Origin of the sequence: Nostoc sp. NMS8 (assembly GCF_017115045.1) — a bacterium.
Lineage (GTDB): Bacteria > Cyanobacteriota > Cyanobacteriia > Cyanobacteriales > Nostocaceae > Nostoc.
This window is the reverse complement of the sequence record NZ_JABXKK010000101.1, coordinates 35,377-55,350: the sequence shown is the minus strand read 5'-3', so window position 1 is coordinate 55,350 and position 19,974 is coordinate 35,377. Positions and strand designations below refer to the sequence as shown.

The window sequence follows — 19,974 nt, the reverse complement described above, 5'->3', positions numbered from 1 at the left end:
CTGACAAGAAGATCAAATTGTGGAATCTCGACACGCGTAAAGAAATTACCACTCTGAGAGGGGATGGTTACTCATTCTACAGTGTCGTCTTCAGCCCGGATGGCAAAACTTTAGCTTCCGCTAGTTTGGACAATACGATCAAATTGTGGAATCTGAATCTTGATGATTTATTAGCACAGGGTTGCAGTTGCCTTAAGAGTTATTTGGCTAGCCATCCTGATGCAGTTAAGGTGTGTCCAAGGCAGTAGGGAGAGGGGAAGCAGGGGGGCAGAAGAGCAGAGGAGCAGGGGTGTAGATGATGGTGAGTAGACGTAGCCCGTTGTAGACATCACCTGTGGTAGTTCTAAGTTTAAATGTATAGTGTGAGGCGTAGGCGTAGCCCGTCGTAGACATCGCTCACTAAAAAGAAATGCGATCGCAGCTTAAAACTCGTGGTGTCCAGTGATTCTAAGCTTAAATGTAGAGCCAAAGGCGATCGCTCACTAAAAAAGAAATGCGATCGCACTTTAGAACCTAATTTTTGCAGTGATTCTAAGCTTAAATGTACAGCTAAAGGCGATGCACTTTAGAACTCGCGGTGTCCAGAACCCCATCTAATTTTTGTAGTGATTCTAAGCTTAAATGTATAGTGTGAGGCTTAGACGTAGCCCGTCGTAGACATCGCTTGATAACGAAGGGACAAAATTCAAGTTTGGAACTCGAAACGCCGAGTTCCGAACACCAATCACCGAGCAAAAAGGTCGAAGCTCCGAGTTCCGAACACCAATCACCGAGTTCTAATGTTGGATTTACCTCAATACGGTTCGGTTAAGGTAAAAGACGGCGATTTATCGCGTCTTTGCGATCTAGGGCGTGTCATCAAAAAACCTTATCCGAACCGTATTGGGATTTACCTACTCCAAAGATATTCGCTGCTACTTCTTTTCTTTAATTGCAGCGTCACCGAACAGCCCGTCGTAGACATCGCACTTACTAATCTCAGCAAAGAGAAAATTATTTTTAAGCATTGCTTATTAGCATCCGAGATTCGATAAACTCAGATTGCCCCAAGATTTACTTACCATGTCCGATTCCCAAACTGTTAGTGCTGCTGTTGCCAAACTCTACAATACCTACCCCTTTCCGCCGGAAGCCCTGTTGGATGAACCACCTCCAGGCTACAACTGGCGCTGGAATTGGCTAGCCGCTCATAACTTCTGCACAGGTCAAAAACCTCAAAAGCAAGATATTCGGATTTTAGATGCAGGTTGCGGTACCGGCGTGGGTACAGAGTACCTAGTTCACTTGAATCCTCAAGCTTCGGTTGTGGGAATTGACCTCAGTACTGGCGCTTTAGCTGTAGCCAAAGAACGTTGTCAGCGTTCAGGGGCTACCCGCGTTGAATTTCATCACCTCAGTTTGTTTGATGTGGAACAGTTACCGGGTGAGTTTGATTTAATTAACTGTGTTGGCGTTTTGCATCATACCCCCAATCCCATTCGCGGTATTCAAGCTTTGGCGAAGAAGTTAGCCCCAGGTGGCTTGATGCACATTTTTGTGTATGGGGAATTGGGACGCTGGGAAATTCAACTCATGCAAAAAGCGATCGCACTTCTTCAAGGTGACAAAAAAGGCGACTACCGCGATGGTGTCCAAGTCGGGCGACAAATATTTTCTTCCTTACCAGAAAATAACCGAATTGTCAAATACGATAAACAGCGTTGGTCATTAGAAAACAACAAGGATGAATACTTTGCTGATATGTACGTTCATCCCCAGGAAATTGACTACAACATTGAGACGCTGTTTGAATTAATTGATGCTTCGGGATTGGAGTTTATTGGTTTCTCGAATCCGAGTTTCTGGGATTTAGAGAGACTTTTGGGTAAAGCACCAGAGTTAGTAGAACGGGCAAAAGAATTGAGCGATCGCCAGCTTTACCGGCTGATAGAATTACTAGATCCAGAAGTAACTCATTACGAATTTTTCCTCGGTCGTCCTCCCCTCATCAAAGCCGATTGGACAGACGATAAGGCTCTACTGACAGCGATTCCCGAACTTAATCCTTGTATTGAGGGATTTCCCAGCCAATGTTTTTTTAATTACGATTACCAGATTATTAATTTATCAGTAGCAGAGTTTGAGTTTATGCAAAGATGTGATACTCATTCCACAGTTGCAGAAATTTTGGTAGGTGTAGAACTGGGATTGGATGAAGTAAGAAGGCTTGTCCAGCAGCAGTTGATTTTGTTGACACCTGCTTAAGTCTCGTCAGATTAAATTTGAAAGCCTATTTTGATGTTAGTCCGAGCAGGCGGACTTTGCTTGTGTAGCCGCGATTTCCAATCGCCTGGATTATTCTCTCTCCAGAGTCATAGAAGAGCGTTAATTACACTGCATTTTGATACGGAGTTAATCAAAGCAATTTATACTCGTGGTGAAGTGCGATCGCCCATCACTACTTTTGGTAAATCTAATGTAAATTAGTAAAGTGCCCAAGAAACGCGTTATTGTACATCCAAAGAATTGGAGTTTTTGGGAATTCAGCAGTGGTGCAATGTCTAACGACGGTCTGCTACTCTACAATTTCTGATTTGCAGCCCGTGTCTATGCTCCTCAAGCACCAGTTGATTTGAAGCACCCTAGTTATACAAAAACCCTGGAGGAGAATTATTCACCGAAAAAAAGCGAAATTGGAAGAAATTTTGAATTTTGCAGGCAGTAATTATTGATAATTCTCCCCTTCACTTCCCCATCTCATGAGCCGCACTCTCGCCACTATGAGCGCGATTTTACTGACTGCCTGATGTTGACAAGAAGTTAATTGTTTTTTCCTAAAGTATTGTTACCGGATCGTGATATGATTCAGCTGACTGAATGTGCAGTCATCATATTTAACTGTACTGGTTTCAAGTCCCGTGAGCTTGTCAGACGAATCAATTGCGCCCACTCCGACAACGCAACAAGATGCTAAAACTGGTTCTGGAGACACAGAATCAGGTAACTCCATGCAAGAGTTCCATCAACTCTTCCAGCGATTGTTGGTAATCACGCTTGTCTTGACGGGGGTTATTTTTATCTCTGTGTGGATTTTTTATTCCTTAAACATTGCCCTAAATTATTTAATTGGGGCATGTACAGGTGTGGTTTACTTAAAAATGTTGGCTAGAGACGTTGAGCAGCTTGGTAGTGAGAAAACCAATCTGAGTAAAACTCGTTTTGCTCTGTTTATGGGAGTAATGCTCGTGGCAACTCAATGGCGTGAGCTACAGATTCTGCCCATTTTTTTGGGATTTCTAACTTACAAAGCCACGCTCCTCGTCTATATGGTGCAAATTGCGTTCATTCCTGATTCTTAAAAAGTCAGGCTCACAAAGATAGTAATCCCATCCTCGCTCGTTGGGGAAAATGCTTGAAGAATGCAAATGCTTAGTGTCTTAAACGCCTTTAATTCTTTTCCCCTTGCCGCATTAGAAGTAGGTCATCATTTCTACTGGCAGTTGGGCAATCTTAAAATTCATGGGCAAGTTTTTCTCACCTCATGGTTTGTGATTAGTATTCTAGTAGTGGCTTCAATAGCTGCTACTCGCAATGCAAAAAGAATTCCTAGTGGCATCCAAAATTTGATGGAGTATGCCCTAGAATTTATTCGTGGTTTGGCGAAAGACCAACTCGGTGAGAAAGAGTACCGCCCTTGGGTGCCATTTATTGGCACATTGTTTTTGTTTATTTTCGTATCGAACTGGTCAGGGGCGCTAATTCCCTGGAAGCTCATCAAGCTACCTTCGGGTGAATTGGCAGCTCCAACCAATGACATCAATACGACTGTTGCATTGGCACTGCTGACCTCCTTAGCGTATTTTTACGCAGGTTTTAGCAAGCGTGGTTTGGGCTACTTTAAGAAATATATCGAGCCGACACCCATTCTATTGCCGATCGCAATTCTCGAAGATTTCACCAAGCCCCTCTCCCTAAGCTTCCGGCTATTTGGTAATATTTTGGCGGATGAATTGGTTGTAGCGGTTCTGGTGCTGCTAGTTCCTCTGTTTGTACCTCTACCCGTAATGGCCTTGGGTTTATTTACCAGTGCCATTCAAGCCTTGGTTTTTGCTACCCTAGCCGGAGCATACATTCATGAGGCTTTAGAGGGACATGGTGAAGAAGAACATGAGGAGTCACATTAGAGTCCCTCAGTTGATGTAATGTTAGATTTTGGATGCTTATTTTAGATTCAATTCAAAATCTAAAATCGGAAATCTAAACACAAAAATTGTTCATTTTGTACTCAAGGTAAGGAAAATCAACATGGGCTCATTAATTTCTGCTTCTTACGTTCTAGCTGCTGCGTCAGGCGCCGGTGTTGATCCATTAGTTCAGGCTGCTTCAGTTCTGGCTGCTGCTCTAGCAATTGGTTTAGCTGCAATTGGCCCTGGTATTGGTCAAGGTAATGCTGCTGGACAAGCAGTAGAAGGTATTGCCCGTCAACCAGAAGCAGAAGGAAAAATTCGCGGTACTCTGCTATTAACCTTGGCATTCATGGAATCCCTGACTATTTATGGTCTAGTTATTGCCTTGGTATTGCTATTCGCTAACCCCTTCGCGTAAGACCTAAAAGTATTTGTGAGTGTGGAGACGTGAACCATCACGCCTCTACAATCGAAAATATTTTGAGTATTTAATCCTTCTGATGTAGTTTACTACCAATTTTGGATTTTGGATGATCAAGAGTTTTTGGTATATGCTCCTGAGCTATACCTGCTCTCAAATCTACAAGACGCTCCTACGTTGCTCATAGCTTTGCCATGCCGTTGGCGCAGCCTCTCTAAGAGTTGGCTTTACGCTACGCCATCGTCAATCTAAAATTGCAAATCCAAAATCCCTTGCCCCTTCTTGGCTCTGGGTTTTCTAAAATATGAAAGGTTGGATGATATTGCTAGCCATGAAAACTGCTACTCCAGCCAAAGAGGAGAGAAATGTTTGATTTCGATGCTACCTTGCCCTTCATGGCATTGCAATTCCTGCTATTAGCAGCTTTGTTGAATGCAATTTTATACAAGCCACTGACTAAGGTACTAGACGATCGCGATAATTATATCCGAACGAATACCCTTGAGTCGCGGGAGAGCTTGGCAAAAGCCGAGCGTTTAGCCGCCGAATATGAACAGCAACTAGCAGACGCTCGCAGACAATCGCAAGCGACTGTAGAAGCCGCTCAACTGGAAGCTAAGAAAATTACTGCCGAGAAAATTGCTGAGGCCCAAAAGGAAGCTCAGACTCAACGAGAACAAGCTGCTGTTGAAATAGAACAACAAAAGCAGGAAGCTTTTCGCACCTTAGAGCAACAAGTTGATGCTCTAAGCAGGCAGATTCTAGAAAAACTATTGGGGTCAACTCCAGTTAGATAAGCTAACGAGACTGGCTCTGTGAAAGCATACGCGCAACTGGGCCCTAGTCCAGAGCGCAAAATTTAAGTGTCAAAAAAGGCACTTTTTCCCAACGAGATAAAGATACTTTATTTCCCTGCGGGAAAATACAACGTATTAGCAAGCGAGCAGCGCACTTGTAAATGGGTATCATGGGCACATTCTTATTACTTGCCGCAGAAGCGAACGCTGTTCAGTCTGAATTGGCAGAAGGCGCAGCAGAAGGTGGTTTCGGTCTAAACCTAGACATTTTTGAAACCAACCTGATAAATCTAGCGATTCTGATTGGCATATTATTCTACTTCGGACGTAAAGTTTTAAGCAACATCCTGAACGAGCGACAATCCAATATTGCCACTGCAATTCAGGAAGCAGAAGGGCGCTTAAAAGAGGCAAAGACTGCCCTTTCCCAAGCGCAAGAGCAATTAAAGCAATCTCAGGTAGAAGCAGAACGCATCCGCCAATCTGCCACAGAAAACGCTCAAAAAGCGAAAGAAGCCTTGTTAGCGAAGGCAGTGCAAGACGTAGAACGCTTGAAACAAACAGCAGCAGCAGATTTAAACACTGAAACTGACCGAGCGATCGCACAACTGCGGCAACGAGTTGCTACACTAGCATTGCAAAAAGTCGAATCGCAACTCAAAAGCGGGATTGCCGACGATGCTCAACAAAGTTTAATTGACCGCAGCATCGCACAACTGGGAGGCAATGTATGACAAGTCAAGTAGCTTCAGCCGAAGTAGCCCAACCTTATGCACAGGCACTTTTGTCAATAGCGCAATCGAAAAACTTGACCGAAGAGTTTGGGGAAGATGCGCGGACTTTCCTGGGACTGCTTAGGGCAGACAAACAGCTACACAACTTCTTCAGCAACCCGTTTATTCAGGCTGAGAACAAAAAAGCTCTCATCAAACAAATACTCGGTGAAGGCGCTAACCCCTACTTACGCAATTTTTTGCTGATACTAGTAGATAAGCGGCGCATTGCATTCTTAGAAGATATTTTTCAACAATATCTGGCGCTGTTGCGGCAGCTGAATCAAACCGTATTAGCGGAAGTAATTTCAGCCGTTCCCCTCACAGAAGCTCAACAGCAGGCAATCATCCAAAAGGTCATTGCCATCAGTAATGCTCGCCAGGTAGAACTAGAAACCAAGGTAGACAGCGAGTTAATTGGTGGTGTGATCATTAAAGTAGGCTCGCAGGTAATTGACGCTAGTATCCGGGGTCAGTTGCGCCGCCTTTCATTGCGCTTAACTAATAGTTAGAAGTTAGAAGTTAGGAGTTAGAAGTTAGGAGTTAGAAGTTAGGAGTTAGGAGTTAAGAGTTAAGTAAATAGTAATTTATTTTGACTTTTAACCTTTGCTTTTTTAACTCAAATCTCTTAACTTATTACTACTTACTATTAACTCATCACTCCTAACTATTAACTCCTAACTGAATTAATTTTTCCGTCTCGAAAGCAAAAAAGATAGACACATGAGCATATCAATTAGACCTGACGAAATTAGCAGCATTATCCAACAACAAATCGAGCAATACGATCAAGAGGTCAAAGTTGCTAACGTTGGTACTGTTCTCCAAGTTGGTGATGGTATTGCCCGGATTTATGGTCTGGAAAAGGCTATGTCTGGGGAACTTTTGGAATTTGAAGATGGCACAATTGGCATCGCCCAAAACTTAGAAGAAGACAACGTGGGCGCGGTGTTGATGGGTGAAGGGTTAGAAATTCAAGAAGGTAGTTCTGTAACCGCTACTGGTAAAATTGCCCAGATTCCAGTAGGAGAAGCCTTAATTGGACGAGTTGTAAACGCTTTGGGTCTTCCCATCGATGGTAAGGGAGACATCAAATCCTCAGAAAGCCGTTTGATTGAATCTCCAGCACCCGGTATCATTGCCCGTCGGTCTGTACACGAACCCATGCAAACGGGTATCACAGCTATTGACTCAATGATTCCTATCGGTCGCGGTCAACGGGAATTGATTATTGGCGATCGCCAAACCGGTAAAACTGCGATCGCGATCGACACCATCATCAACCAAAAAGAAGAAGATGTAATTTGTGTCTACGTTGCGATCGGTCAAAAGGCTTCCACAGTTGCTAACGTGGTGCAAACATTGCAGGAAAAAGGCGCACTCGATTACACCGTCGTCGTCTTTGCTAGCGCCAGTGAACCAGCAACCCTGCAATACCTAGCTCCCTACACAGGCGCAACTATTGCTGAGTACTTTATGTACAAAGGCAAAGCTACCCTGGTAATTTATGATGACCTTTCCAAGCAAGCCCAAGCTTATCGCCAAATGTCCCTATTGCTGCGTCGTCCACCAGGACGCGAAGCTTACCCCGGAGATGTATTCTACATTCACTCCCGCTTGTTAGAAAGAGCCGCAAAGCTGAGTGACGAATTAGGTAAAGGCAGTATGACCGCCCTACCAATTATCGAAACCCAAGCTGGTGACGTTTCAGCATACATCCCCACCAACGTAATTTCCATTACCGATGGTCAAATATTCCTATCTTCTGACTTGTTTAACGCTGGTATCCGTCCCGCTGTAAACCCCGGTATTTCCGTATCCCGCGTGGGTTCTGCCGCTCAAACCAAGGCAATGAAAAAAGTTGCCGGTAAGATTAAATTGGAACTAGCCCAATTTGACGACCTACAAGCCTTCGCTCAATTTGCTTCTGACTTGGATAAAGCCACTCAAGACCAGTTAGCACGGGGTCAAAGGTTACGCGAACTTCTCAAACAGCCACAAAATTCGCCACTCTCGGTATACGAGCAAGTAGCAATTCTCTACGCTGGTATCAATGGTTACTTGGATGACGTTCCTGTAGATAAAGTCACAACCTTTACTCAAGGTCTGCGGGAGTACTTAAAGACTGGTAAAACCCAGTATGCCCAAGGAGTACAAGCCTCCAAAGCACTAGGTGATGCAGAAGAAGCTGCCTTGAAGGAAGCACTTAGCGAATACAAGAAAACCTTCAAAGCAGCAGCGTAATCAAAGTGAGGAGTGAAGAGTTAAGAGTTAAAAGTTAATGAAATACTCCTAGCTCTTAACTCCTAACTCCTAACTCCTAACTCCTAACTCAAGAATATGCCCAATCTAAAAGCAATACGCGATCGCATCCAGTCGGTCAAAAACACCAAAAAAATCACAGAAGCCATGCGCCTTGTAGCTGCGGCTAGAGTGCGCCGAGCGCAAGAACAAGTGCTAGCAACTCGCCCCTTTGCCGATCGCTTGGCACAAGTATTGTATGGTTTGCAAAGCCGTCTGCGCTTTGAAGAAGCAAACCTACCACTACTGAAAAAACGCCAAGTTAAATCAGTTGGGTTGTTGGTTATTTCAGGCGATCGCGGTCTATGCGGCGGCTACAATAATAACGTCATCCGTCGTGCAGAAAACCGCGCCAAAGAAATCAAGGCAGAAGGTTTAAACTATCAATTTGTACTCGTCGGGCGCAAAGCTACCCAGTACTTTCAACGCCGCGATCAGCCTATTGATGCCACCTACAGCGGCTTAGAGCAAATTCCCACCGCAGCGGAAGCTAATCAGATTGCCGATCAACTACTTTCCTTGTTCCTTTCGGAAGAAGTTGACCGCATCGAATTAATCTATACCAGATTCCTTTCCTTAGTTAGCTCCCGTCCTGTGATCCAAACCCTACTGCCCCTCGATCCACAAGGTCTAGAAGCAGCCGATGATGAAGTCTTCCGCTTGACAACCCGCGGCGGTAAATTTGAAGTCGAACGGGAGAAAGTGACTAGCCAAGCCCGCACATTGGCTCCTGACATGATTTTCGAGCAAGATCCAGTGCAGATTCTCGATTCTCTATTGCCCCTGTATCTGAGTAACCAGCTATTGCGGGCGCTGCAAGAATCGGCGGCTAGTGAACTAGCAGCGCGGATGACAGCCATGAGTAATGCTAGTGAAAATGCTGGTGAACTGATTAACACCCTCACCTTGTCTTACAACAAAGCTCGACAAGCTGCAATTACTCAAGAACTCCTTGAGGTTGTGGGCGGTGCTGAAGCACTAACTTAGGGTATAGCTAATTATTTATTTGTAGTGCGTTGTAATATATAGCCAATTGCTAATTATTTTAAGATTAGCAATTGGCTATTTTAGTATTGGGGACTTTTAATTATGTCTATTAACACATTTCAAGAATTGCGTATTATAATTGAAGTATGAAACGCATGGGTCCGTCACGGTTTCGACAGGTTGGCGAACGCTGCTCTGTGATTCAGGTCGAGAGTGAGTCTCCTCTCGGAAATCAAAGGCTCAAACAAAAAGTAAATGCGAATAACATCGTTAGCTTTGCTCGTAAGGATGCTCTAGTAGCTGCCTAAACACCTCTTATAGGTTCGAGCGTCTTCGGTTTGACTCCGTTAAGGACTGAAGACCAAACCCCAACGGATGCTCTAGTAAGCGTTCTCTGGTTGGCTTGCTGGCTAAGATTAAATCAGAGCATCCTACGTTCGGGATAATGAACGATTCCCGCCTTGAGGGTCAGAAAGGCTAAACCTGTGAATGAGCGGGGGGTCAATACCCAATTTGGACAGCAGTTCGACTCTGCTCGGATCCACTAAAAATAGTTAACGAGTCCACTTGACACTGTGATGTGTAAGTGGACTTTGTTTTATGGGAAACTCCCATTAGAATTTTCTAGAATGTATAGCAATCGAAATATAGATTAGGACGTTAAACGAATAGCTGTATCAACTCTCTCCCGAAAATTGTCGATAGTACCAACTGATTTCCTGACACGATTTTTTATGGGAAACCAATAATGTTCAATCTCATTTAAATCAGGAGAGTCGGGTGGTAAATACTCAAGTTCACATCCAACTGATTCAATTAATTCACGAATTTTCTGAGATTTCTGAAAAGTGGCATTATCAAGAATAAGTCAAGTTGCTGATAGTTGGGAGATACTTCGTCAGTATGGCAACATGCTTAGTCCCTCAGTACTATTTGTCATGGAACGTATGCTATTTAGTAGCGAAAATAATTCTGCTGCTGATAAAGAATACGTGGGGTTAGAAAAACCGAATCACCATTGGAAAGATGCAACTGAACAAATGAAAGCATTAACTGGAATTGCCTTTTCATTTTCACCAGGAGTTGGAGTAGAAGGAATTCTATTTCAAAAAGTTTAAAAGAATCATCTTAATATTATAAACGCCACAGTTTTGAGCCATCTGAAAGGACACAAGTATGAGATTTATTCGATTTCTTTGGGAAATATCATGGCGGAGTATCTTAATTGGAACTATCACAGGCTTAATTAGCGGTGGTAGTAATGCAATGCTGATTTCACTCATAAATAGGGCTGTCAGTCAAGCATCACTCCCCAATGCACTGTTATATTTTGCGGCATTAGCTCTTTGTACTCTCTTCACAAGTACTGTCGCGCAATTCATGCTGATTAATCTCTCGCAAAATGCCATCTACCAATTGCGAGTTAGGTTAGGTCAAAATATCTTATCTTCACCTTTAGAACATCTAGAAAGACTTGGAGAAAATCGTTTACTTGCAACACTAACTGATGATGTTCGAGTTCTTTCACACGCTGTATCTGCAATTCCGAGTATCTGTATCGATTTCGCTACTGTTCTGGGATGCTTATTCTACTTGTCTTTGATTTCCAACATTATATTTGTCTTGACGATCGCTACATCTGCTGTTGCTATTTGGTGTGTGCAAACCAGACTAGGCAAAGCGCAACATTTGTTCTCTATAGCACGTGAAGAGGAGGATAATTTATTCAAGCATTTTCAAGCTATTACAAGAGGTACTAAAGAACTAAAACTGCACAAAACTAGACGAGAAGACTTTTCCTCAAAGAACTTGCAAGGTAGTGCCACAAAACTGCGTCAGAAGAATACTACCGCAATGCAAAGTTTTGCGATCGCTAATGGGTTAGGGCAATTTTCACAGCTTTCTACTTTAGCTTTGATGCTTTTCATATTGCCCTGGTTTATGCATATCCCAGTTCCAATGTTGTCAACCTATGTCCTCACTACTACCTATTTATCCCTACCACTCCAGAACCTATTACGCAGATTACCCGATCTCTTGCAAGGTAATGTTGCATTGCAGAAAATAAACATGATGAAGCTGTCATTAACCAGCCAAGCAGAAGTTGACACAACAATTAACTCCTACAGTGTCAAACAACCTAGTCAAATTGAACTGAAACTTGAACTCGATCGAGTGAGCTATCTCTATCACCCTAATAGTGATGAGAAAGGATTTCTCTTGGGGCCAAACAATCCATCTTTGCCTCCAAAACATAAATCGGGACAGGGACGTAAACCCAGAGATATCCATCCGCCTCGTGGCAACGAAAAAGAGTTTCTCTTAGGGCCGCCGGGACATAAGCCCAGAGATATGCATCCCCCTGCTGACGATGAAAAGGGGTTTTTACTAGGCCCAATTAGTATAACTTTGCAGCCGGGACAAATAACATATATTGTCGGTGGTAATGGTAGTGGCAAGTCAACGCTAGCTAAATTAATTACGGGATTGTATCCACCTAAAAATGGGTCAATTTATCTCGACGGAGTATTGATTACAGATGAAAATCGGGAATGGTATCGCCAGTATTTCTCTGCTATTTTCTCTGATTTCTATCTTTTCGATAGCTGTTTAGGGTTCAATCATCCGAATCTTGACCGAGAAGTTGAAAGTTATTTGAAGCAATTGCAGTTAGACCATAAAGTTCAAGTAAGGGATGGTGTTCTATCAACAACTAATCTGTCCCAAGGGCAGAGAAAACGCCTCGCATTACTAACAGCTTATCTAGAAGATCGCCCAATTTATTTATTCGATGAATGGGCATCTGACCAAGAGCCACACTTTCGAGACCTCTTTTATCGGCAGAGTCTTGTTAAACTCAAAGAACGTGGTAAAGCCGTGATAGTAATTACTCATGATGATCGTTACTTTCACCTTGCTGATCAAATTATTAAGCTTGATTATGGTAAGGTTCAACCTGACTATGTTCCGACAAATAGCCATCTAAGTGAAAGTAAAATTTATGAACTAAAATTATCGAATTAATAATCTTAAAGTTCTAGATTTAAGATGGCTATATCAGGTGAATATTACCTAAATAACTCTGAAAAAATGGGTTGGCATTGCAGGCTTTAACCCTTTGATTTGTGATAACATGATGTCGGAATTATATCAACTAGGTAAAAAGTATGAGTGTTAATGAGCAGGAATGTAATTATAGGATTCATAATGAAATGACTCAAATTCAAATAGATTTGGAGAGAGCATTAAAAAATATCCTAGAACAAGCTGGTAGTAAAATTAAGCCAGAAAAACAAGAAGAATTAAAGAAGGAAGTTGAAGATACTAAGCAGATTATCGAACGTTTTAAGAGTAGATATGCTTGAAATTTTCTCAACAATAATTGCCTGGAAAAAGCCATTACAAATCTCAGCTTATGGTTACATAAACTCAGCCAAACAGAGGCGGGTCTGGTTTTTACTTAAGGAGTGAACATGGCATTGAATCATTACCCAAATTTATCCAAGCTAACTGACTCCACATCTTCACTCCCACTCATAAAGAAACAAGGCATAACAAAATGGTTAATTGGATTTCTCTCCCTATTTTTACTTATGGGTGTCAGTTATCTGATTCATGACCAGCTTGTTAAACGACAACAGCAAGCAAATCTACGCTTGGCAGTAGTGCCTTTAAAACGGACAAATTTTTCTATCACTGTCTCAGCCAATGGGACTGTTAAACCTGAGCGGGCAATCAATCTCAGTCCTAAAACGGCAGGTACTTTAAAAAGGCTGCTAGTTAAGGAAGGTGATTATGTCAAAGAAAAGCAGGTGTTGGCTTATATGGATGATTCTAATTTGCAGGGACAATTGATCCAAGAGCAGGGGAGATTGGCACAAGCAAAGGCAAATCTACGCAAACTTATGGCAGGTAATCGCCCTCAAGATATTGCTCAGGCGCAGGCGAAATTGGAGGAACTCAAAGCAAAATTACGCAAACTCATGACAGGTAATCGCTTTCAGGATATTGCTCAAGCGCAAGCCCGTTTAGAGAGATATCAAGCTACTTTGAGTCAAGCAAACGACGACTTTCAGCGCAATCAGAAACTTTACGATGCTGGAGCAATTTCTCGGCAAGCTTTAAACCAAAAACGTGCAGACCTCGACAGCGCCCAAGCCCAAGTAACGGAAGCACAACAAGCACTATCTCTGCAAAAGGCGGGAACCCGTCAAGAAGATATCGACCAAGCCCGTGCAGAAGTAAAGCAGCAACAACAAGCACTATCTCTGCAAAAAGCGGGAACCCGTCAAGAAGATATTGACCAAGCCCGTGCAGAGGTGATATCTGCTAGCGGAGCGTTACAAAACATCCAAACTCAGATTGATGACACACTGATTCGCGCACCCTTCGATGGGGTTGTGATTCGCAAGTATGCTGACCCAGGGGCTTTTGTCACGCCAATGACGGCAAGTAGTTCGGTTTCTTCTGCAACTTCATCATCGATTCTGGCATTAGCTGATACAAATCAGGTTGTGGCAAATATCTCCGAGAGCAACATTTCTCAAATTCAGATCAATCAACAAGTGGTAATTAAGGCAGATGCTTACCCCGGTAAAACATTTCAAGGACGAGTATCGCAAATCGCGGCTCAGGCAACAGTAGAACAAAATGTCACTAGCTTTGAAGTGAAAGTTACTCTGCTTTCAGATTCCAAGAAGTTATTGCGCTCTGGAATGAATGTATCTTTGGAGTTTAATGTTGGTGAATTGCAAAACGCCTTGACTGTACCAACGATCGCAGTGACGCGTCAACAAAAGGTAACAGGTGTTTTTGTGGCACGAAAAAATCAACCACCTGTATTCACTCCCATTACAACTGGAGCAACGGTTAACAATCGTACCCAAGTCAAGGCGGGACTAAACGGTACAGAAAAGGTTTTGATTATCTCCCCGCCTCAACCTCAAAATAAGTCTGGTATTTCTTTTCCAGGTTTACCAGGAAGCTCTAAAGCGGGCAGTTCTGAACAAGAACCTCCAATGGGGCCACCACCTGGCGCTGCTCCTCCCGCTCATTAATTCAAGGTACAAAAAATGACTATTTCCTTTCGCTTACCTCGCAGAATAGCGACTTCTCGTCGTGCCCATACTGTCTCAGTAATCGAAATCTTATCAATGGCAATGGAGGCATTATGGCGCAATAAACTTCGCACTGGTTTGACGATGTTGGGTGTAATTATTGGCATTACTTCTGTAATTGCCATTACTTCTGTTGGCCAGGGTGTGCAAAAAGCGACAGAACAGCAAATTCAGTCTTTGGGAACTGATGTTTTGCAGGTTTTTGCAGGTGCCGCCCGTTCTGGTGGGATCAGTCAAGGGATGGGTTCTAGTTCAACACTTACTTGGGAGGATGCCAAAGCTATCCAAGAGGAGGCTCCTGCTGCTCAAGTGGTTTCTGCCTACCTCCAGCGTCCGGGGCAGGTGGTTTATGAAAAGTTGAATAATTCTACTAATATTGTCGGAACCGATTTGAACTATCCCGAAGCCAGAAATACTTCCCTTACCCAAGGTAGGTTTTTTATCCAAGAAGAAATGGACAACGCTAAATCAGTGGTTCTACTGGGGCAGACAGTACGAGATGAACTATTTGGCACTGGTAAAAATCCTGTCGGCGAACAGATTCGGATTCAAAGTAACATTTACGAAGTTATTGGCGTATTTGAGAAGAAAGGTTCAGAAGGCCCGATGGATCGGGACGATCAAGTTTTCATTCCCCTAACTAATATGTCAAGTCGCATCGTGGGGAATAATGCTTTAAAAGGTTTTGCGATCAATGGCATTTATATAAAACTAGCCAATCAAGAGCAGTCAGCAACGGCTCAATTTCAGGTTGTGAATCTTCTGCGCCTACGTCACAATCTCAATTCATCTCAATCTGATGATTTCAGCATTAGAAATCAAACAGATGTTGTTAATACCTTCACGACTGTGGTGGGCTTGTTTACGATGATGGTAGTAGCGATCGCTAGTATTTCTCTATTAGTAGGAGGCATTGGCATCGCTAATATTATGCTGGTTTCTGTGGTTGAGCGAACCAGAGAGATTGGGATTCGCAAAGCCGTTGGTGCAACTAATTCCGCCATTTTGAATCAGTTTTTAGCAGAATCCATTGTAATTTCTACCGCCGGAGGCGGTATTGGTATGGGAATTGGGATTGGCATTGCCTTTGGCGCTGCGATGATTTTCCATTTTCCCTTTATCGTCTCTGTGTGGTCAGTTGTGTGTGGATTTGGATTATCGTTCATTGTCGGCTTACTGGCTGGGGTGATTCCGGCTCGGAATGCTGCTCAGTTAGACCCAATTGCCGCCTTACGGAGTGATTGATATGACAACTATGATTTGGATGCAGGCGATTAGCAAAACTTATCGCTTGGGTGAAGTGACAGTACCGGTGTTGAAGCAGATTGATTTAACAATTGAGCAAGGGGAGTATGTTGCCATTATGGGTACATCTGGCTCAGGAAAGTCTACACTGATGAACCTGATTGGCTGCCTAGATTGTCCAACGGCCGGACACTACGTTTTAGAGGGCAGAAACTTGACTAGTTTTGGCAATGACGAACTGGCGCATATCCGCAATCAGCGCATTGGCTTTGTATTTCAGCAATTCAATCTGTTGCCAGGTGCTACGGCGCTTGAAAATGTTATGCTGCCGATAATTTACGCTAATATTCCTAAGCAAAAACGTCACCAGCAAGCAATTCAAGCACTGACACGGGTGGGATTAGGCGATCGCTTATGCAATTTTCCCAGCCAACTTTCTGGAGGACAACAACAACGAGTAGCGATCGCTCGTGCGTTAGTTAACCGCCCAGCACTGATGCTAGCTGATGAACCAACAGGTGCTTTAGACACTCAAACATCCCAAGAGGTAATGAATTTATTCACCGAACTCAACCAACAAGGCATGACGATCGTGATTGTCACCCACGATCTGGCGATCGCAGCCCAAACGAAACGAGTGATTCGAGTCCAAGATGGTTTAATCAGCTAATTATTTGCTGTTCCTGGGTTTGTGTGCGTGCGCTTCCAAACCTCCTTCCCCTTTTTTTAAGTACCCGTCGTAGTCGATCTGCACTCAAGTTTACTTGGCGTTCAGATGCCAGTTTTTTGGCTAATTGTATAGAGTTATAAGCCTGTGACTCTTGAGCTAAACAATTTTCGAGATAAACCAAATCTGATTCTGAATATCGAGGTTTTCCTCCTCGACCAGGAGCATCCCATAAACCTGCTAAACCCATCTTTTCCCAGCGATGAAGGGTTTGACGCACTGTTGAAATCGCCCAGTTCAAGCCTTTAGCAATTTGCTCATTTTTTAAGCCGCGAGTATTCAGCAGTAAAACTTGAGCGCGATCCTTAGTACGTTGAGGAACATCTTTGGCTTTTCTCAACTCTTCTAAAGTCAGCTTTTCTTCTTCAGTTAGAAACACTTTTAATCGGCATCCCATAAATAATACCCTTTTACACTATTAATTTTTGCTATTTTTATATCTATTTACGGTCTATATACTTAATCACATACGTATTTCATCACACACTTTAAAAAGTGAACTACAAGTATGAATAATACCGAGATGGAAGGCTGCTACATGAGAAGTATTGGCTTGATAACACTATCAAAGTTTGTAATTTATCATCGAAAATCGCTTTTTATCATAAATTTAGTCACATCATAAATGACACCATTAGCCTGCATAGACAGGTTTATTGGTTAGCCACACGCTGTAGCTTATAACTCAACAATAATTTGTTGGCGCTATGTTGATTAATGTTTAAAGTCGATAATAAAAGACTTTATCATTAAATTTCTGAAATTATTAGTACAGTTACGGATGTTTATGGAAACTTTAAAAATGATTTTTCCTCTAGTTCCCATTGGGATGAGCATCAAAATATATACAAGCACAGTTGTTTTTTATTCAACTCGTCTCAGGAACATTTGCTTTGATCGTCTCTAAACAAATAGCTATTTTATAAACTTTACAGAAAATTTATATTTTACATAACCAGATTTTTGATGGAGACAACAACATATTCAAGACCTATTGGATAAATCAATATTAGCAGCTTATTTGATACTTAGTAAAATCTTTCCTACCTTTCCTACCTTTCCTACCTTTCCTACTTTTCCTACCTTTTCTAATTACTTCTAAAGGAATAGAGCTAAACAAATAAGTTTTTATACTTGAGATATAAATGTATTCTCTAGCGATATAAAAATATGACAAATAATTTAGGATTAGTAGAGAAACTAGCAAGATAATATTGTTTAATTATGCTTTTATTCTCAGAAAAGATGATGGTAATGATATTTTTGAATTAGGATATAACTAGATAAATAGCAAAAATAAATACTCAGTGAAATTAAATAATTAATTAAGATTTAGTATATTTTTTGTAGTCACATTTTTAGCTAAAAAACAGCAATAATTGATACAAGTTAAATTTTTCAAAAACTGATATTCATTACAACTTCAACATTAAATAATAGAGACAATGGGGGCAGAAGAAAAACCTGTTAATTTGCGCTCGGAGACGAATAATGGTATCGATGTCTACGACCGGCAAGGCCAATGCAGAGAACGCTCAACATCGGCTAACTATACAAACTGTAGAAATTGCCCCTAACACAACGGCGATTCGCTCTCTTGATTGGGATCGCGATCGCTTCGATATCGAATTCGGACTGCAAAACGGCACAACCTATAATTCATATCTAATTAGAGGCGAACAAACAGTTTTGATTGATACTTCTCATCAGAAGTTTCGCAATCTGTATTTAGAGACTCTCAAAGGTCTTGTTAACCCCAAGACAATTGATTATATAATTGTCAGTCATACAGAGCCAGACCATAGCGGCTTAGTAGAAGATGTTCTCCAGTTAGCTCCTAGAGCTACTGTTTTAGCCTCAAAAGTTGCGCTTCAGTTTTTAGAAGGCTTAGTACACGATCCTTTTTCCAAGCGGGTTGTCAAAACTGGCGATCGCATTGATATTGGTAAAGGACACGAAATGGAATTCGTGAGTGCGCCTAACCTGCACTGGCCGGATACAATCTTTAGCTTTGACCGCAAAACCCAAATTCTCTACACCTGTGATGCTTTTGGGATGCACTTTTGTGACGATCGCACATTTGACGAAGATTTAGAAGCGATCGAAGCTGACTTTAGATTTTACTACGACTGTTTGATGGGCCCTAACGCTCGTTCTTTGGTGAATGCCATGAAGCGGATGGGCGATCTCGGAAAGATTAATATTATCGCAAATGGTCACGGCCCACTATTACACCACCATTTAGATGTTCTGACCGGGTGCTACGAAAATTGGAGTCAAAAACAAGCTAAAGCAGAAACAACAGTTGGCTTGTTTTTCGTCTCAGAATATGGGTATGGCGAACGCCTTGGTCACGCGATTGCTGAAGGTATCCTGAAAACTGGCGTTGGCGTAGAAGTACTAGATTTGAGTACTGCTGGGAGCCAAGAAATTCAAGAACTAGCCGGGAGAGCAGCTGGGATCATTATCGGTATGCCCTCGACTACCGCCGCCGCCGCCCAAGCGAGTATCAGTTCAGTGCTAGCTGTTGCCAAGAACAAGCAATTTCTTGGGCTGTTTGAATGTTACGGTGGGGATGACGAACCCATTGATACACTCCGCAAACAATTTCTTGACTCTGGCATCAAAGAAGCTTTCCCACCCATTCGGATTAAAGAGGCTCCCACAGCATCAACATTCCAGTTGTGTGAAGAAGCGGGTAAAGACATCGGACAATTGCTAGTGCGCGATCGCAACATCAAGCAAATTAAGTCCCTTGATGTCAACATGGAAAAGGCGCTGGGTCGCATTAGCAGCGGACTATATATAGTTACCACCAAAAAAGATAACGTCTCAAGTGCCATGCTGGCATCCTGGGTAACGCAAGCGAGTTTGCAACCATTAGGATTCACAATTGCTGTTGCGAAAGACCGCGCCATTGATTCCTTAATGCAAGTAGGCGATCGCTTCGTCCTCAACGTTTTGGAAGAAGGCAATTTTCAAGAACTCAAGAAACACTTCCTCAAACGCCTGCATCCTGGTGCTGACCGCTTTGCAGGAGTAAAAACTCAAACCGCGAAAAACGGTTCGCCGATTCTGACAGATGCTTTGGCATACATGGAATGTGAAATACAGACCAGCATGGAATGCAGCGACCACTGGATTTTATACTGCACCGTCCAAGAAGGTCGTGTCTCCAAAAACGATGGATTGACCGCTGTTCGCCATCGCAAAGTAGGTAATTACTACTAAGGAATTGGGGATTGGGAAAACTCTTCCCCAGTCCCCAGTCCCTCAATACGGTTCGGTTAAGATCCTCCCGCCTACGGCGACCCCCTTAAAAAGGGGGTAAATAGGAGGAAAAGCCCCCCTTTTTTAAGGGGGGTTGGGGGGATCTCCGAGAGCCAAATATACTAACCGAACCGTATTGCCCAGTCCCCAGCCCCTAGTCCCCAGTCCCT

The 19,974-nt window shown here is 42.8% G+C and carries 20 protein-coding genes, 1 other RNA gene and 2 pseudogenes; 20 read left to right on the top strand and 3 right to left on the bottom strand.

Features of this window, described 5'->3' with window-relative positions:
• Positions 1-248 (top strand): annotated as a pseudogene (locus HWQ39_RS26030) (hypothetical protein); the annotation flags it as partial.
• A gap of 101 nt (positions 249-349) precedes the next feature.
• Here the strand turns inward: HWQ39_RS26030 and HWQ39_RS26025 are convergent.
• Entirely contained in the window at positions 350-505 is a 156-nt protein-coding gene (locus tag HWQ39_RS26025; protein WP_292851595.1) for a hypothetical protein, read from the bottom strand.
• A 274-nt stretch (positions 506-779) separates the two neighbouring features.
• Between HWQ39_RS26025 and HWQ39_RS26020 the strand changes: the two genes are divergently transcribed.
• The 12 genes from HWQ39_RS26020 to ssrA all read left to right on the top strand — a co-directional run bounded on the left by HWQ39_RS26020 (position 780) and on the right by ssrA (position 9,992).
• On the top strand, positions 780-1,034 hold the full coding sequence (locus HWQ39_RS26020; RefSeq protein WP_292851592.1) for a hypothetical protein: 255 nt from the start codon (positions 780-782) through the stop codon (positions 1,032-1,034).
• A gap of 28 nt (positions 1,035-1,062) precedes the next feature.
• Positions 1,063-2,244, top strand: coding sequence for a class I SAM-dependent methyltransferase (locus tag HWQ39_RS26015; RefSeq protein WP_292851590.1), 1,182 nt, complete (start codon positions 1,063-1,065; stop codon positions 2,242-2,244).
• A gap of 33 nt (positions 2,245-2,277) precedes the next feature.
• The gene (locus HWQ39_RS26010) at positions 2,278-2,466 is read left to right on the top strand and encodes a hypothetical protein (protein ID WP_292851588.1); all 189 of its coding nucleotides are present in this window, start codon (positions 2,278-2,280) and stop codon (positions 2,464-2,466) included.
• 431 nt (positions 2,467-2,897) lie between these two features.
• Entirely contained in the window at positions 2,898-3,338 is a 441-nt protein-coding gene (locus tag HWQ39_RS26005) for an ATP synthase subunit I (protein WP_292851585.1), read from the top strand.
• Positions 3,339-3,398: 60 nt separating this feature from the next.
• Positions 3,399-4,163: a F0F1 ATP synthase subunit A gene (gene atpB, locus HWQ39_RS26000; RefSeq protein WP_292851582.1), complete on the top strand. Its 765-nt coding sequence runs from the start codon at positions 3,399-3,401 to the stop codon at positions 4,161-4,163.
• A 121-nt stretch (positions 4,164-4,284) separates the two neighbouring features.
• Positions 4,285-4,584, top strand: a complete 300-nt coding sequence (atpE, locus tag HWQ39_RS25995; protein ID WP_292851579.1) for an ATP synthase F0 subunit C — start codon at positions 4,285-4,287, stop codon at positions 4,582-4,584.
• 368 nt (positions 4,585-4,952) lie between these two features.
• Positions 4,953-5,384, top strand: coding sequence for a F0F1 ATP synthase subunit B' (locus HWQ39_RS25990; RefSeq protein ID WP_292851576.1), 432 nt, complete (start codon positions 4,953-4,955; stop codon positions 5,382-5,384).
• A 161-nt stretch (positions 5,385-5,545) separates the two neighbouring features.
• The gene (locus HWQ39_RS25985; protein ID WP_292851573.1) at positions 5,546-6,118 is read left to right on the top strand and encodes a F0F1 ATP synthase subunit B; all 573 of its coding nucleotides are present in this window, start codon (positions 5,546-5,548) and stop codon (positions 6,116-6,118) included.
• The gene (gene atpH / locus HWQ39_RS25980) at positions 6,115-6,669 is read left to right on the top strand and encodes an ATP synthase F1 subunit delta (protein WP_292851570.1); all 555 of its coding nucleotides are present in this window, start codon (positions 6,115-6,117) and stop codon (positions 6,667-6,669) included. Before HWQ39_RS25985 ends, atpH begins: the two co-directional genes overlap by 4 nt.
• Positions 6,670-6,880: 211 nt before the next feature.
• On the top strand, positions 6,881-8,401 hold the full coding sequence (gene atpA / locus HWQ39_RS25975; protein WP_292851567.1) for a F0F1 ATP synthase subunit alpha: 1,521 nt from the start codon (positions 6,881-6,883) through the stop codon (positions 8,399-8,401).
• Positions 8,402-8,497: 96 nt separating this feature from the next.
• The gene (locus HWQ39_RS25970) at positions 8,498-9,445 is read left to right on the top strand and encodes a F0F1 ATP synthase subunit gamma (RefSeq protein WP_292851564.1); all 948 of its coding nucleotides are present in this window, start codon (positions 8,498-8,500) and stop codon (positions 9,443-9,445) included.
• A gap of 157 nt (positions 9,446-9,602) precedes the next feature.
• Positions 9,603-9,992, top strand: a transfer-messenger RNA (tmRNA) gene (gene ssrA, locus HWQ39_RS25965).
• A 105-nt stretch (positions 9,993-10,097) separates the two neighbouring features.
• Here the strand turns inward: ssrA and HWQ39_RS25960 are convergent.
• Positions 10,098-10,313 (bottom strand): annotated as a pseudogene (locus HWQ39_RS25960) (transposase); the annotation flags it as partial.
• Here HWQ39_RS25960 and HWQ39_RS25955 point away from each other — a divergent pair.
• The 6 genes from HWQ39_RS25955 (at position 10,294) to HWQ39_RS25930 (ending at position 16,477) form a co-directional block, all read left to right on the top strand.
• Positions 10,294-10,563 carry a hypothetical protein gene (locus HWQ39_RS25955; RefSeq protein ID WP_292851561.1) on the top strand — a complete coding sequence of 90 codons (270 nt, stop codon included), beginning with the start codon at positions 10,294-10,296 and terminating at the stop codon, positions 10,561-10,563. The pseudogene HWQ39_RS25960 and the gene HWQ39_RS25955 overlap by 20 nt on opposite strands.
• 58 nt (positions 10,564-10,621) lie before the next feature.
• On the top strand, positions 10,622-12,469 hold the full coding sequence (locus HWQ39_RS25950; RefSeq protein ID WP_292851558.1) for an ATP-binding cassette domain-containing protein: 1,848 nt from the start codon (positions 10,622-10,624) through the stop codon (positions 12,467-12,469).
• A 143-nt stretch (positions 12,470-12,612) separates the two neighbouring features.
• On the top strand, positions 12,613-12,810 hold the full coding sequence (locus tag HWQ39_RS25945; protein WP_292851555.1) for a hypothetical protein: 198 nt from the start codon (positions 12,613-12,615) through the stop codon (positions 12,808-12,810).
• A gap of 108 nt (positions 12,811-12,918) precedes the next feature.
• Complete coding sequence (locus HWQ39_RS25940; protein ID WP_292851552.1) at positions 12,919-14,502, top strand: efflux RND transporter periplasmic adaptor subunit; 1,584 nt, start codon at positions 12,919-12,921, stop codon at positions 14,500-14,502.
• A gap of 96 nt (positions 14,503-14,598) precedes the next feature.
• Positions 14,599-15,807, top strand: coding sequence for an ABC transporter permease (locus HWQ39_RS25935; RefSeq protein ID WP_292851601.1), 1,209 nt, complete (start codon positions 14,599-14,601; stop codon positions 15,805-15,807).
• Position 15,808: 1 nt separating this feature from the next.
• Positions 15,809-16,477 carry an ABC transporter ATP-binding protein gene (locus HWQ39_RS25930; RefSeq protein ID WP_292851549.1) on the top strand — a complete coding sequence of 223 codons (669 nt, stop codon included), beginning with the start codon at positions 15,809-15,811 and terminating at the stop codon, positions 16,475-16,477.
• Here HWQ39_RS25930 and HWQ39_RS25925 read toward each other — a convergent pair.
• Positions 16,470-16,931 (bottom strand): helix-turn-helix domain-containing protein, encoded by a 462-nt coding sequence (locus tag HWQ39_RS25925; RefSeq protein WP_292851546.1) that lies wholly within the window; start codon positions 16,929-16,931, stop codon positions 16,470-16,472. The genes HWQ39_RS25930 and HWQ39_RS25925 overlap by 8 nt on opposite strands.
• Positions 16,932-18,025: 1,094 nt before the next feature.
• Between HWQ39_RS25925 and HWQ39_RS25920 the strand changes: the two genes are divergently transcribed.
• A complete protein-coding gene (locus HWQ39_RS25920; protein ID WP_292851543.1) occupies positions 18,026-19,765 on the top strand; it encodes a diflavin flavoprotein in 1,740 nt (579 codons plus the stop codon).
• Positions 19,766-19,974 lie beyond the last annotated feature (209 nt).

Excerpts from the sequence above, each read along its gene's own strand:
- HWQ39_RS25985 (WP_292851573.1), top strand. The coding sequence starts at position 5,546 with ATGGGTATCATGGGCACATTCTTATTACTTGCCGCAGAAGCGAACGCT.
- atpH (WP_292851570.1), top strand. The coding sequence starts at position 6,115 with ATGACAAGTCAAGTAGCTTCAGCCGAAGTAGCCCAACCTTATGCACAG.
- HWQ39_RS26010 (WP_292851588.1), top strand. The coding sequence starts at position 2,278 with ATGTTAGTCCGAGCAGGCGGACTTTGCTTGTGTAGCCGCGATTTCCAA.
- HWQ39_RS25925 (WP_292851546.1), bottom strand. The coding sequence starts at position 16,931 with ATGGGATGCCGATTAAAAGTGTTTCTAACTGAAGAAGAAAAGCTGACT.
- HWQ39_RS25935 (WP_292851601.1), top strand. The coding sequence starts at position 14,599 with ATGGCAATGGAGGCATTATGGCGCAATAAACTTCGCACTGGTTTGACG.
- HWQ39_RS25930 (WP_292851549.1), top strand. The coding sequence starts at position 15,809 with ATGACAACTATGATTTGGATGCAGGCGATTAGCAAAACTTATCGCTTG.
- HWQ39_RS25940 (WP_292851552.1), top strand. The coding sequence starts at position 12,919 with ATGGCATTGAATCATTACCCAAATTTATCCAAGCTAACTGACTCCACA.
- HWQ39_RS25970 (WP_292851564.1), top strand. The coding sequence starts at position 8,498 with ATGCCCAATCTAAAAGCAATACGCGATCGCATCCAGTCGGTCAAAAAC.
- HWQ39_RS26015 (WP_292851590.1), top strand. The coding sequence starts at position 1,063 with ATGTCCGATTCCCAAACTGTTAGTGCTGCTGTTGCCAAACTCTACAAT.
- HWQ39_RS25990 (WP_292851576.1), top strand. The coding sequence starts at position 4,953 with ATGTTTGATTTCGATGCTACCTTGCCCTTCATGGCATTGCAATTCCTG.
- HWQ39_RS25950 (WP_292851558.1), top strand. The coding sequence starts at position 10,622 with ATGAGATTTATTCGATTTCTTTGGGAAATATCATGGCGGAGTATCTTA.
- HWQ39_RS26020 (WP_292851592.1), top strand. The coding sequence starts at position 780 with ATGTTGGATTTACCTCAATACGGTTCGGTTAAGGTAAAAGACGGCGAT.
- atpB (WP_292851582.1), top strand. The coding sequence starts at position 3,399 with ATGCAAATGCTTAGTGTCTTAAACGCCTTTAATTCTTTTCCCCTTGCC.
- atpE (WP_292851579.1), top strand. The coding sequence starts at position 4,285 with ATGGGCTCATTAATTTCTGCTTCTTACGTTCTAGCTGCTGCGTCAGGC.
- atpA (WP_292851567.1), top strand. The coding sequence starts at position 6,881 with ATGAGCATATCAATTAGACCTGACGAAATTAGCAGCATTATCCAACAA.
- HWQ39_RS25945 (WP_292851555.1), top strand. The coding sequence starts at position 12,613 with ATGAGTGTTAATGAGCAGGAATGTAATTATAGGATTCATAATGAAATG.
- HWQ39_RS25920 (WP_292851543.1), top strand. The coding sequence starts at position 18,026 with ATGGTATCGATGTCTACGACCGGCAAGGCCAATGCAGAGAACGCTCAA.